Origin of the sequence: Streptomyces sannanensis (assembly GCF_039536205.1) — a bacterium.
Taxonomy (GTDB): Bacteria; Actinomycetota; Actinomycetes; order Streptomycetales; family Streptomycetaceae; genus Streptomyces; species Streptomyces sannanensis.
The window spans coordinates 167,498-179,521 of record NZ_BAAAYL010000003.1 but is presented as its reverse complement, the minus strand read 5'-3'; the positions used below and the strand labels follow the sequence as shown (position 1 = coordinate 179,521).

At 67.9% G+C, this 12,024-nt stretch carries 14 protein-coding genes; 9 read left to right on the top strand and 5 right to left on the bottom strand.

The genetic code is table 11. From position 1 onward, the window contains the following. Positions 1-2,768: 2,768 nt before the first annotated feature. The gene (locus ABD858_RS36015; protein WP_345045795.1) at positions 2,769-3,158 is read right to left on the bottom strand and encodes a hypothetical protein; all 390 of its coding nucleotides are present in this window, start codon (positions 3,156-3,158) and stop codon (positions 2,769-2,771) included. Between the two features lie 90 nt (positions 3,159-3,248). Between ABD858_RS36015 and ABD858_RS37115 the strand changes: the two genes are divergently transcribed. The 9 genes from ABD858_RS37115 (at position 3,249) to ABD858_RS35975 (ending at position 10,451) form a co-directional block, all read left to right on the top strand. Continuing rightward, positions 3,249-3,323, top strand: coding sequence for a cold-shock protein (locus ABD858_RS37115; RefSeq protein WP_425586378.1), 75 nt, complete (start codon positions 3,249-3,251; stop codon positions 3,321-3,323). Between the two features lie 102 nt (positions 3,324-3,425). Further along, complete coding sequence (locus ABD858_RS36010; protein ID WP_345045793.1) at positions 3,426-4,463, top strand: winged helix-turn-helix transcriptional regulator; 1,038 nt, start codon at positions 3,426-3,428, stop codon at positions 4,461-4,463. A 220-nt stretch (positions 4,464-4,683) separates the two neighbouring features. Beyond that, a complete protein-coding gene (locus tag ABD858_RS36005; RefSeq protein ID WP_345045791.1) occupies positions 4,684-5,289 on the top strand; it encodes a Tat pathway signal protein in 606 nt (201 codons plus the stop codon). Positions 5,290-5,370: 81 nt separating this feature from the next. After that, complete coding sequence (locus ABD858_RS36000; RefSeq protein WP_345045789.1) at positions 5,371-5,805, top strand: hypothetical protein; 435 nt, start codon at positions 5,371-5,373, stop codon at positions 5,803-5,805. After that, entirely contained in the window at positions 5,802-7,598 is a 1,797-nt protein-coding gene (locus ABD858_RS35995; RefSeq protein WP_345045786.1) for an alpha/beta fold hydrolase, read from the top strand. Before ABD858_RS36000 ends, ABD858_RS35995 begins: the two co-directional genes overlap by 4 nt. Positions 7,599-7,692: 94 nt before the next feature. Next, positions 7,693-7,854, top strand: a complete 162-nt coding sequence (locus tag ABD858_RS35990) for a hypothetical protein (protein WP_189201076.1) — start codon at positions 7,693-7,695, stop codon at positions 7,852-7,854. 370 nt (positions 7,855-8,224) lie between these two features. Beyond that, the gene (locus ABD858_RS35985; RefSeq protein WP_345045781.1) at positions 8,225-9,187 is read left to right on the top strand and encodes a PIN domain-containing protein; all 963 of its coding nucleotides are present in this window, start codon (positions 8,225-8,227) and stop codon (positions 9,185-9,187) included. 81 nt (positions 9,188-9,268) lie between these two features. After that, on the top strand, positions 9,269-9,823 hold the full coding sequence (locus ABD858_RS35980) for a hypothetical protein (protein WP_345045779.1): 555 nt from the start codon (positions 9,269-9,271) through the stop codon (positions 9,821-9,823). A 106-nt stretch (positions 9,824-9,929) separates the two neighbouring features. Next, positions 9,930-10,451, top strand: a complete 522-nt coding sequence (locus tag ABD858_RS35975; RefSeq protein WP_345045776.1) for a hypothetical protein — start codon at positions 9,930-9,932, stop codon at positions 10,449-10,451. A 145-nt stretch (positions 10,452-10,596) separates the two neighbouring features. Here the strand turns inward: ABD858_RS35975 and ABD858_RS35970 are convergent, their stop codons facing one another. The 4 genes from ABD858_RS35970 to tpg are packed head-to-tail and all read right to left on the bottom strand — an operon-like array spanning position 10,597 to position 12,023. Continuing rightward, positions 10,597-10,857, bottom strand: coding sequence for a hypothetical protein (locus ABD858_RS35970; protein WP_345045775.1), 261 nt, complete (start codon positions 10,855-10,857; stop codon positions 10,597-10,599). Next, on the bottom strand, positions 10,854-11,210 hold the full coding sequence (locus tag ABD858_RS35965) for a DUF6247 family protein (protein WP_345045772.1): 357 nt from the start codon (positions 11,208-11,210) through the stop codon (positions 10,854-10,856). The genes ABD858_RS35970 and ABD858_RS35965 overlap by 4 nt, the downstream gene beginning before the upstream one ends. 29 nt (positions 11,211-11,239) lie before the next feature. Next, entirely contained in the window at positions 11,240-11,425 is a 186-nt protein-coding gene (locus tag ABD858_RS35960) for a hypothetical protein (protein WP_345045771.1), read from the bottom strand. Between the two features lie 43 nt (positions 11,426-11,468). Further along, positions 11,469-12,023: a telomere-protecting terminal protein Tpg gene (gene tpg / locus ABD858_RS35955; protein ID WP_345045770.1), complete on the bottom strand. Its 555-nt coding sequence runs from the start codon at positions 12,021-12,023 to the stop codon at positions 11,469-11,471. Position 12,024: the final 1 nt, after the last annotated feature.

Here is a 12,024-nt window from a genome sequence, read left to right as displayed (position 1 = left end):
TGGGGTGGGTGGGGGGTGGGGGTGGTGGTTGGTGGGGGTGGGGGTTGGGGGGGGTGGGGGGGGTTTGGGGGGGGGGGTGGGGTTGGTGGGGGTGGGGGGGGGGGGGTGGTGGGGGGGGTTGGGTGGGGGTTGGTGGGGGTTGGGGGGGGTGGGGGGGGGGGGGGGGGGGGTGGGGGGGGGTGGGGGGGTGGGGGGGTGGGTGGGTTGGGTGTGGTGGGGGGGGGGGGGGGTGGGGGGTGGGTGGGTGTGGGGGGTGGGGTTGGGTGGGGGTGGGGGTGGGGGTGGGGGGGGGTGTGGGGGGGTGGGTGGTGGGTTGGGGGGGTGGTGGGTGGGGGGGGGTGGGGTGGTGTGGTGGGGTGTTGGTGGGGGGGGGGGGTGGGGGGGTGTGGTTGTGGTTGGGTTGGGTGGTGGGGGGGTGGGGGGGGGTGGGTGGTGTGGGTGGGGGGGTGTGTGGTGTGGGTGGGTGGGGGGGGTGGGTTTGGTGTTGGGGTTGGGTGGGGGGTGTATGTGAGTGTGTGGGTGAGGTGAGTGTGCGAAGTAGTGTGGAGGGTGTGAGCGGGGTCAGTGAGTGTGAGCCGAGATGGTGGGAGGGGTGGTGCGCAGAATGTGTGGGGTGGGTGGAGTGTGTGTGGGTGAGTGCGCGGGGTGCGGGAGTGGAGGGTCTGAGTGTGCGTGAGCGCGAGATGGCGATGTGGGGTGTGGGTGCGGCGGGGTGAGAGCGGGTGTTGGGGTGAGTGGGTGTGAGCTGGCGGGGTGAGCGTAGTGTGGTGGTGGGTGGGGGGTGTGTGTGTGTGTGTGGGGGTGTGAGGGTGGGTTGTGAGGGGGTGTGTGAGTGTGTGTTGTGGGGGTTGTGTGGGGGTGGGGTGGGTGTGTGGTGTTGTGTGGGGGGGTGTGGGGGTGGTGTGTGTGGTGTGGTGTTTGTGGGTGTTGTGTTGGGGGTGTGGGGTGGGGTGTGGGGTGGTTGTGGTGTGGTGTGTGAGTGTGGGGGTGTGTGTGTGTGGGGTGGGTGTGTGGGTGTGTGGGGTGTGAGGAGTGTGAGTGTGGGGTGGGGTGGGTGGGGTGATGGGGGTGTGTGTGGGGGGTTGTGTGTGTGGGGGGTGTGGGAGGGTGTGTGGTGAGTGGGGTGTGGGGGAGTGTGTGGGGTGGGGTGGGGGGTGTGGGGAGTGTGGGGTGTGGTGGGGGGTGGGGGGTGGGGTGGGGTGTGTGGGGGGTGTGAGGGGTGTGTGTGTGTGGTGTGTTGGTGTGTGTGTGTGTGTGGGGTTTGTGGTGGTGAGTGGGTGTGTGTGGGTGTGAGTGTGTGGAGGGTGTGGGGGTGGGGGTGAGGGGGTGGGTGGAGTGTGTGGTGTGGGGTGGGGGTGTGTGTGGGGTGTGTTGTGGGTGTGTTGGAGGGTGTGGGGTTGTGTTGGTGGGTTTGTGTGAGGGGGTGGAGGGTGGTGTGGGTTTGGGTGTGTGTGTGTGTTGTGTGAGTGTTGTGGGGGTTGTTGGGTGGGTGGGTGGGTGGTTGGGATGTGTGGGTTTGTTGGGGTGGGCGGAGGGTGTGTGGTGGGTGGTTTGGTGTGGGTGTTGGTGGGTGGTGGGGGTGGGGGGTGTAGTGGGTGTGGGGTGGTGGGGGTGGTTGGGGTTGGGAGGTGGTGTGGTGTTGTGGTGGGTGTGGGTGGGGTGGGTGGTGGGGTGTGTGTGTGTGGGGTGTGGGTGGTGTTGGGGGGTGTGGGGGTGTGGTGTGGGGGGGGGGTTGTTGGTGGTGTGTGGTGTTGTGTGTGTGGTGTGTTGGGGGTGGTGTGTGTGGGTGTGTGGTGTGGGGTGGTGTGGTGGGGGTGTGTGGGGGGTGTGGTGTGGGTGTGTGTGGGGGTTGTGATGGGTAGGTGTGTGTGTGGGGTGTGTGGGTGTGTGTGTGTGTGGGGGTGTTGGGAGTGTGTGTGGCGGTGGGGTTGTGGGGTGTGAGTGGTGTGTGGTGCGTGTGTGTGGGTGTGTGGGGTGGGGGGTGTGTGTGGGGGGTGTGTGGGGTGGTGTGAGGGGTGGTGGGTGTGTGTGGGGGAGTGGGGTGTGTGGGTGTGTGTTGGTGTGTGGGTGTGTGTGTGGTGGTGTGTGGGGGGGTGGGGTTGAGTGAGATGTTGGGGTGGTGGGGGTGTGTGGTGGGGGGTGTGGGGGGGGGGTGGGGGGGGTGGGGGGGGGGTGTGGGGGGGGGGGGTGGGTGGGGGGGGTGGGTGGGGGGGGGGTGGGGGGTGGGGGGGGGGGGGGGGGGGGGGGTGGGTGGGTGGGGGGGGTGGTGGGGGGGGTGGGGGGTGTGGGGGTGGTGGGGGTTGGGGGGGGTGGGTGGTGGGGGGTGGGGGTGGTGGGGGGGTGGGGGGGGGGGTGGGGGGGGTGTGGGGGTGGGGGTTGGGGGGGGTTGGTGGGGGGGGGGGGTGGGGGGGGGGGGTGGGGGGTGGTGGGGGGGGTGGGGGTGTGGGGGGGGTGGGGGGTGGGGGGGGGGGGGGGGGTGGGGGGGGTGGGGGGGGGTGGGGGGGGGGGGGGGGGGGGGGGGGGGGGGTGGGGGGGGGGGGGGGTGGGGGGGGGGGGGGGGGGGGGGGGGGGGGGGGGGGGGGGTGGGGGAGTAGGTGGTTGTTGTGGGGTGGGGTGGGTGGGGGGGGCTGTTGTTGAGTATGGGGGTCTCTGGTTATTATTCGTTTTGATCTGGTTGTGCTTTATTTTATTTTAATTTATTTTTTTTTTTTGTTCTATTTTTCTTTTTTTTTTTCGCCTCTGCGCCGCACGCGCTGGGAATAGGCCGTTTAGTCGAGCGCGGCGGCGGCGGCCGGGCCGGTGTCTCGTGTGCGAGACGTCTCGGTGCCGGCGGCGACGGCGCCGTGGATCGCGGCCAGGGCGCAGGCGACGTCCAGGAGCCGGTACGCCTGCGCGCGGGAGATGCCGAATTCCGCCTCGCAGTACGACGCCCAGCTGTTGTGACCGAGCGGGAGCCAGACTCGGGCGGCATGCGCGTCGCGGACTCGAGCGGCGAGCACCGCCACGGAACGCCGGACGTCGTCCATCGCCTCGCGCAGCCCGTCGGTGACCTCCCGGGCCTGCTCCGCGCTGAGCGGCGGCCGCGCGGGTTCGGCGACGTCGTCCTGGCCCTGGTCGTGCTCGCCGGTCAAGAGCTTCGCGGGAGTTGTGGTACCCATGAACCTATGTGCGCCTGACGGGAATGTTTCTCCTTCAGGCGCATTATTTGTTTTCCGGCATCTCCGGATGGGGCCTAGAAGGAGAAGGTCATGGCACAGGGAACCGTGAAGTGGTTCAACGCCGAAAAGGGTTTCGGCTTCAGGCGTCCCGAACCATGCGTGTGATGCCGCGTCACATGGCTGATTTCTGTGACTTCAGTACCGCAGAGATCGGGCAGAATCGGTGAGCTTCACACCAATGCCGGAACAGGCCGTGCAAGCCGCCACGTGGTGCGGCCGCCGGCTCGTCCGGCGACCGAGGAAAAAGGGAAGACCATGTTGGCGGGGTTGGGCCTGGGAGCTGTTGAGTCGGAGTTCTACCGCCGCTTTCTGACGCGGCCGACGTCGACCGCCGAGTGTGTCGGTGACTCGGTGGGCCTCTCCGCGCAGGAGGCTTGCCTTGTCGCAGAGCGGCTCTTGTCGCTGGGCTTGCTCGCCGGGACCGCAGAGGGAGAACTGCGTGCCGTCCATCCGGTCCTGGCCTGTCATCCCTTGTTGGAACGCGCCGAACTGCGTCTGGCGCGTCAGCAGAAGGAGCTCGAGCTGGGCCGTGCGGCGGTCGATGAGCTGGCCGCCGAGATCGGCGCGGAGAGGGTCTCCTCCCCTGCCGAGGCGGAGGTGCACCGTGGAGCCGCCGCGGCCTGGTCGTTTCTGGAGCGAATCGCGGCCACGGCGTCGACGTCGGTACAGTGCATGGCCGCCGCTGGCGCCGCCCCGGGAGTGGGGGAGACCTCCGACTACACAGCGATCAGCGAGCTCGCGGCCTTCACCGCCCGGCGGGGCACACACGTGCAGCTCCTACTCCTGGAGAGCATCGACATCCTGCCCAGCCTGGTGGACGGCGCCCACACAATGGCAGCAGCCGGTGTCGAGATCCGCACCGTGCCCACTCTCGCCGTCTGGGTGTTCATCGTCGACGACGAGTACGTCGCTACCGCTCTGGACCCCGCCGACAACCAGGCAGGGATCATGGTCGTCCGAACACCGGGGGCGGTCGCGGCCGCTGCCGATCTCTTCATCCGTCACTGGCGCGGAGCCGCGCCGCTTGCCGCTCCTGATCACCAGACCCCCCGCGACCTGATGCAGAAGCATCGCGAGCTCATCGCACTGCTCGCCGACGAGGTAAAGGACGAGGCCATCGCGCGGCGCCTCGGCCTATCGCCGTCGACCGCGCGACGCCGCATCAAGGACCTCTGCCGCGAGTTCGAGGTGAGCACCCGCACTCAACTGGTGGTCAGGGCATGCCGGATGGGCCTGCTCGACTGATCCGGGCTGTGGGGCAGGGCGGATGAATCCGACGCCCTGCTCCCACCTTAACGATCTTGGTCACCTGTGCTCACGCCAGAGCTCACCACGCCAACCTGCGCAGACACACCCACAAGGCGTCCTACGGTGGTGACAGACCGCAGGCCGCAGCGCTTGAACGCGCAGCGACGCCCCGTACCGCGGTCATCCCACCACCGAAAGGTCGCTCATGCCTGCACGCATGCCCGTAAGGCCCGCGAGGACATCTGCATCCCGCCTCGGCGCAGCCCTGGTATCCCTCTCACTCGCCCTGCTCCCCACCACCCTGGCAACCCCGCAAGCCCACGCCGCCGGGCGAGGACAGGTGTGCTTCTTCCTGGACACCGACAGCGCGGGCGGGGCCGGACACGCCGGCTGGGCCGTCAAGGACACCGCCCGCGCCGACCACTACATCTGGGGAACCTTGCAAGGGCCGACCATGAAGCAGCCCCTCGCCATGGGCACTCGCATCGCCGGGGGCACCTGGCGAGACCTGACTGCAAAGAGCAGCATTTTCGCACCCTCGAGGTACGAGTTCTACCGATGCCAGACAACGGCGAGCGGCAGCATCGCACACGCGCAGCGCACCTACCGAGCCCTGGCCCGCACGAGCTACGACCTCCTCACGAACAACTGCCTGACGGGGGCCGGCGAGATCTTCCGGGCCTACAGCCCCGCCATGAGCACACGGCACCTTCCTGATGGCCTGGGAGGCCGCCCCAACGGAGGCGGGCTGAGCCCGACGTACTACATCAAGACCCGCCTCACCTCACATGCCAGCGGCTGGGGCCCGGTCAACCGGTACTGACCACAGCGCACCCCACCGAGACACTCCGCTTCCCGCCGATGTGTCCCTCGTACACCTGACTCTCCACGGAGGCATGAAGCCATGCGAAAAACACTCGTGATCCTCGGTCTGGCCCTGGTGGCCGCCTTTGGAATCGGCTACCTGGCCCTCCGCGACGACCAGCCACCACGTCCACCGGACAGCGGCAAGCCTCCAGGCGCCCCCGCGCTGCCGTACAAGCCGGGTGGACCCCTGCCCGCCCAAGCAGCTGACATCGCCCAGGACCTGGCCTCGAGCGATGCCGCCACCCAGCGGGCGGCACTCACCCCCGAACTGGATCAGGCCCTGGCCACTGGCCGCCTTCTCCCCGAAGGCACCCGCATCGACCTGAGAAAGAACAGCTGGCACGAGGACAACGGCTACGCCAACGCACAGGCCACCCTGACGAAACCTGGGAAACCCGCACAGCACATCCTCATCGGGTTCGCCAAGCGGAGCACCGGATGGCGCATCACAGTGGTGGAGGTCGTCAAGTGACAGGACATTCGATCCAGGCGCGCATCCTCGCCCTGTGCGTCACCCTGCTGACCCTCCTCGGCCTCGGTACGGTGCTGCCCGCGACCGCGGCCGCGGCCCCTGGCCCCTGTTCCGCGGGCGGCAAGGCCGTGGAGGTCGAACCACGTGGGCCGGTGGCGAACAGCACGCCGGTCCTCTTCGTCCACGGCATCGCCTCCGGAGCCGACACCTGGAACGAACCGGAGGGGGTGTACCTGGCTGACAAGGCACAGAAGGCAGGTGAGACGTACCGGCCGGGCAAGGGATCCTTTCCCGTGAGAGTCGCCAAACTGCCCCGCGTCACGGCGTGGACTTACGACTACTCCGCGGCCCAGCCGGAATGGGTGACCGACAACCGCATCGGCCCGGGGCTCGCCAACGCCATCAACTGCCTGGCCCGCACCACCGGACACAAGGTCGTCGTCGTCGGCCACTCCATGGGCGGCCTCGCCACCCAGTACGCAGCCTCACGCTCCGACGGCCGGCCCAACAGCAAGACGTGGCAGAACATCGCCGAGGTCATCACCATCGGCACGCCGACGGTCGGCTCCAAACTCATCACCGTCCTCCAAACGGCCACGGACCTGCTCAGCATCTCCCGCCACCCCGCACTCATGACGCTCGAAGCCGTCCTCAGCTTCTGTGCGGGATACGACCTCACACACGAAGACGACATCTGCTCGGTACTCACCGCGCTCAAATCTCCCCAGGGCCGTGCGCTGAGGTACGGGTCGGACGAGATCAGGAAACTGCCACCCTGGCCCAAGGAACTTCCCGTCCTCGCGATCGCCGGCAGCATCAGGTTCTTCCTCCCTGAAGGGCCCTTCGAAGTCGACTCTCCGCCCGAAGCGGAACTCGGGGACCTCGCCGTCACCCTCGACTCCGCTACCGCCTACACGAACCGGACCGGCAAGCCGCACGTCCTCACCTGCCGCTCAAGCGGCTGGAAGGTGCTCCTGAGCGGCTGCAACCACGTCAACATCAAGACCCACCCCACCGTCATGGCGACGGTGATCAAGCAGATTGAACGCATCCGGGGCACACAACCCGTCAAACCCGCCGACACGAACCCGTGCCCCACCCGCGCGGAACTGAAGACGGCGGTCACCCGCTCCCTGCAGGCCCCTTCCGAAGTCCACCTCGGAGACAGCCGGTGCTACTCCGGCTGGTCAGCCGTCATCTGGGGCGACACTCCCGCCACGGACTCCGTGATCATCACGGTCTTCACCCGCACGGCCGGCCGACTCAAACTGGCCACCCACCTTGTGCCGGTCATGGAGGACGACCACGACCCGGACTGGGTCCGTGACTGCAGCCGACTCGGCGGCTTGAAACCCCCCGCCCGGCTGCTCGAGTTCACCGGCTGCCCGGCCACCGCCCAACAGCCGACCACCGCCGTCGACGGCGCCGCAGCCCTGCGGCTCATCCAGCGGCACAACTACAGCACCACTGCCACCGCAGAGGAGATCAACCGCATGACCGGCCCGCTACGCGCCGTTCAAGCCTCATGCGTCGGTAGCGCCAACGGCAACTGTGTCAGCGTGTTCTTCTTCTACGGCAACAGGTACGTGGGCCAGGCGTCCGGATCCGGGCAGCTCCGCCTCGTGTCGCAGAACGGTACGGAAGCCACACTCACCCGACCGGTCTTCAAGGACACCGATCCCACCTGTTGCCCCTCAGGAGGAACCGAGACGCATCGCGTCCTCTGGGGAGGGAGCACTGTTGTAGCCAGCCCCTCCCTTCCCTACTTCGAGCCGGCAGACGAACCGCTGTAGGTCCTCTCCGTTGCACGGCTGGACCCGGGCGACGACAAGTGCACAACCCGCGGCGGCTACGGCTGTCACATTCAAGATGAAAAGGAGAACTCTCATGGCCCGATGCAAGTCATGCCCCGACAAGAAGGGCGAGTGCCGAAAGTGCAAGGGCACCGGCAAGGTCGACGGCTTCCCCTTCCCGCGAGACTGCGACAAGTGCGGAGGCGACGGCGTCTGCAGCTCGTGCAACGGCGACGGATACACCTTCGGCTGGTAACCCACTGAGCGTGTCCTGGCAGAGAAGAGGGGCGGGTCGCCACCATCCGGCGGCCCGCCTACTGATCTTGAACTTGTGACGTCGTAACGGGCTGACCGTCGATCGCCGGCAATGCGCACAGTGGGAGCGAGAGTTCGCCGCGAACCGTGACTGGCGGACCATCTACTACCTGCCGCCTTACCCACCCGACCTCAACTTTTACCCCCGGAAGGCGACATCACGAGTTCAAGCTCAGTAACCAGTCCAACTTCGTTGACAAACAATCCAACTTCGATGTCAGAGGACACCGGGGCGCGGGCGGAGCGGGCGCCAGCCACCCGCTGCTGGAAACCAGCGGTCCTGTGTGGCCCGCCCCTGGCAGGATCCACTCATGCTCATCACGCCCCGCCCGGGAACCGACCGGCAGAACCTCCTCGATGCGCTGCGGACCGTACACACAGCAGCATCCAACGAACGCGGCGTCGGTCATTCCAGCGCCTACCACCGGCTGCTCAGCTATCTGGAGTGGGCCCTGCGCTCAGCCCAGCAGCTGCGGAACCAGGTCAGCGCCGAAGACCTCGCCGCCCTGATCCTGACGAAGCGCCACGACACGCTCCTGGACGGCGTCGGGCACCTAGCGGGCTCGGAGCAGCAGCGTCTTGTGAACCTGCTGGTGGACCAGGAACTGGCTGAGCGCGTCGAGACCCTCGAAGCGGCGATAGGCCTGCTGCGGTCGCTGATGACCCGCTGGGACGGACCGGAGTGGTTCGTGGTCGCCGACTCCAGCTTCTACATCCAGAACCCCGACAAGCTGGAAGACGTCGACCTGCACCAGGTGCTGGGTCTGCCGACCGGCGAGCACATCCGGTTGCTGTTCCCGATCGCCGTGGTGGACGAGCTGGACGGCTTGAAGGAGGCGGGCAAGCACCAGCCGCGGTGGCGAGCGGGCCACACACTGGGACTTCTGGACGGCACGCTGAACGGATCCCTGTCCGGGATTCTGCGTCGGCCCCGCCTCACCCAGGACGAAGTCCGCGGCCAGATCAGCCTGGAGATCGTCCTGGACCCGCCCGGGCACGTGCGGCTGCCCCTCGCCGATGACGAGATCATTGACCGGGCGGTGGCGATCCAGTCGCTCGCGGGGCGCCCTGTGCGGCTGTTGACCTGCGACACCAGTCAGCACACCCGAGGAAAGGCGGCTAGTCTGCAGGTGACGAAGGTTCCAGCGAAGGATCCCGGGCCGGAACCCGACTGGGAGGCCCAGGACAGGACCGGAAACGGCACCCGCGCCAAGCGTCGCGAGAGGCAGTCCGCCAGCGCGGTAACCCTCCAGGCAGACGGGTCGGCGGACTAGAGGCCCAAGGCGATATAGCCTGTGAGCCTCACGGGTGACAGGTGGCTGGGCGTGCTCAAGCACGCCCCTACGATCCTCACCATGAGTAGTGAGACGGTTACGATCCGAGTGGACCCGCGTGAGTTGCCAGCCGACAGCTTCACCGAATCCGACATCGCCAGGATCGAGCTGGTGTCCGCGATCGAATCCGCCGCGACCGCCCTCGGCCAGTACGCGCAGACGGTAGGCGAGGACCTGGCGCAGGCCGGCGACTATGCACGTCGAGCGAAAACCCTCCACCCGCTCGATTCGGTGTTGAGGCAAGCTGTGATCGCCGAGCGGGTCCGTGGGGCCAGCTGGGAGACGATCGCAGAGGCCCTCCGTATGAACGCGCCGGATGCTGAAGCGCGGTGGGGTGATGCGGTAGAGCGGTGGCGTCGGGAGACGCGAGCAACCAGCCTTTACCGAAAGGATCCTGGGAGCTCTGCCGCCTCGGCTGACAAGTACATCGCCACGGACACGCCCTACCAGTTCAGCACTGCCACGCGTCGGCCCTTGTCCGCCTCGCTGGACGCGGCCGCCCATCTCACCGGCCGCGACGTCACTGCAGCGGACCATGCGTTCGCCGGCACCGTGTGCACGCACTGCTCCCACTGAACCTGCGGCACTGGAAACGCCCAAACATGGCGGGCCGCACCGGATCCGGGCCAGCGGTTCGTGCGAGGACTGCCGCCGCAGTCCGCCGACTCACTACGGTCAGCGTATGACCAGTGACGGTGTAGTCGTGGACGAGGCAGTCCACGCGGCATGGGACTCGTACCGGATCTTAGAGAAGCGCACGTCAGAGAAGGAACGTCGACAGGCGCAGCAGCGTGTCCAGGCCGCGATGGACACCCACGGCCGGGACGAAGTGTCCCGGGGCTCGGTCTTCCTGGTGGGCGTGCTGACCGCGCACATCATCGGCCAGCAGGACTGCGGAGAGGAGGACCGCCTCGATCCACTCAGTGATCTGATCCCGGCCGTGATCCGCAAGCTGCCCGGCTTCGAACTGGCCGACCCCGCCCAGGTACCGATGGTCACCGGCGTCCTCATGGCCGCGGCCATGGGCATGGACACCGTGGCCTGGCGCGACCAGTTCGGGACGATCCCACCGAAGGAAGCCCTGGTACACAACTTCGTGCTCTGGCTGCTCGCTGACCTCTTCGACAGCCTGGTCGAACAGCCCGGCGCCACCGACCTGCTCATGCGGGAGACCTTCAACTCCATGGCCGCCGAACCCGGTTGATGCCCGGACACTGCCACGCCGCGCAGCTGCGACCATGGCTCCGAAGCGCCGCCCGGTTACCGCAGCGATCGGGGCGCGGCTAGCATGCAGAACGCTCCGATCCCGGCAGCTGCAATGCCGGGGTCGGAGCGTTCTGCACGGGTGGCTACCCGATCCAGAAAATGTCCAGGACGGACAGGCGCCGGGTGAGGCGGTTGATCACGTAGACGACGGACAGCTGTCCGACGGACGCGGCGCGGACATCCTCGCCTTCCGGGTCGCCGGCGTTCCATTGGGGCCAGCCCCACGGGGAGCGCACCGCGATGTCCAGGACGTCGCGGACCATCCCCTTCGCGTGCTCCGGGAGCTCGGTGAGCGTCTTCGCAGCCTGCGGGGACAGGCGCACCGCCCACGGCTGATCGGTCACCGGCGGGCACCGAGGACGTCGGCCAGGTCTACGAAGCCGGTCTCGTCACGGCCGGAGTCAATGTACGCGTCGACGGCCGGGGCCGCGGCGAGGCGTACCTGCCAGGTTCGGACGACGTCGTGCAGGGGGGTGAGGCTGTAGGTGTGGCGGGAGTCCTCCAGGGCCTTGGCCCAGTCCCGCTCGAAGGCCGGCACCCAGGTGTCGGCGCGGCGGTCGTCGCGCAGCTGGGCAAGCAGCTGGGCGGCGGCGGCCGGGGCCGGCGGGGCGGGGGCTTCCTCGGGCTGCGCGCTCATCGGCACCTCCTGGGTCGTATCGCCACCGTACGCGCGGTGCGGGGTGGTGGGGACGGACATGCGGTGATCCCTTCCCGTGCTGGTGGGCGTCAGTCGACGCCGTAGTCGAAGACGTCGTCGTCGGTGTAGTCGTTGAGGATCTCGCCGACGGCCTCGCGCAGCCGCTGGGCGATCTCGTCAGCGACCTCGGGGCTGCACACGATCTGGCAGCCGATGTTGCGGAAGCCGGGGTCCTCGTCGGCCGACGCCGCTTCGGCGTGGTCGGTCAGCGCCATCCCAGCTCCTCCTCCCAGTCGAGGAAGTCGCGCCTTCCTCTTTTCAGAATGAGACGTCGAAATAGTCGATGTCGGTGAATTCGACTTCCAGGCCCTGGGCGCGGCGTCCGTCGTCCTTGAAATAGATCTCCTGCAAGCCCTCGGCAACGATTCCGCGCATCTGCTGGTCGCTGGCGCCCTGCTCGCGGGCGTCGAAGAGGCGCTGCGCGTACTCGGGGGGCAGGTGCACGGTCAGCCGGCGCATCCGGCCGTCGTCGGTGGTGCCGATCGGTGCGGTGTAGCCGAACCGGGCGCGGGTCTCCACAGTGATGCCGGTCGCGGTTGCGGCTTGGCGCTGGCGGCGCTTGCGGATCTGGGGCTGCCAGCGGGAACGGACGGCGGCGTCGATGCGGTCCGCGATCTCCTTCGGTGGCTTCTTCCGCTCGCCCTTGCGGTAGCGCTCCACCGACCGTTGGGTCACCCCAAGTTCCTGGGCGACAGCCTTGGTTGTCTTGAGCTGTTTGAGCAGGAAGTTGATGCGGGCCTGGACCGACTTGGGTGGCTCGCGTGTGAAGACCTCTTGGTCGGCGCGCTGCAGGGCCTCGTGAATGTCCGTCACC

Excerpts from the sequence above, each read along its gene's own strand:
- ABD858_RS35990 (WP_189201076.1), top strand. The coding sequence starts at position 7,693 with ATGGCCCGATGCAAGTCATGCCCCGACAAGAAGGGCGAGTGCCGAAAG.
- ABD858_RS35965 (WP_345045772.1), bottom strand. The coding sequence starts at position 11,210 with ATGTCCGTCCCCACCACCCCGCACCGCGCGTACGGTGGCGATACGACC.
- ABD858_RS35985 (WP_345045781.1), top strand. The coding sequence starts at position 8,225 with ATGCTCATCACGCCCCGCCCGGGAACCGACCGGCAGAACCTCCTCGAT.
- ABD858_RS35980 (WP_345045779.1), top strand. The coding sequence starts at position 9,269 with ATGAGTAGTGAGACGGTTACGATCCGAGTGGACCCGCGTGAGTTGCCA.
- ABD858_RS36000 (WP_345045789.1), top strand. The coding sequence starts at position 5,371 with ATGCGAAAAACACTCGTGATCCTCGGTCTGGCCCTGGTGGCCGCCTTT.
- ABD858_RS36015 (WP_345045795.1), bottom strand. The coding sequence starts at position 3,158 with ATGGGTACCACAACTCCCGCGAAGCTCTTGACCGGCGAGCACGACCAG.
- ABD858_RS35975 (WP_345045776.1), top strand. The coding sequence starts at position 9,930 with ATGACCAGTGACGGTGTAGTCGTGGACGAGGCAGTCCACGCGGCATGG.
- ABD858_RS35960 (WP_345045771.1), bottom strand. The coding sequence starts at position 11,425 with ATGGCGCTGACCGACCACGCCGAAGCGGCGTCGGCCGACGAGGACCCC.
- ABD858_RS36005 (WP_345045791.1), top strand. The coding sequence starts at position 4,684 with ATGCCCGTAAGGCCCGCGAGGACATCTGCATCCCGCCTCGGCGCAGCC.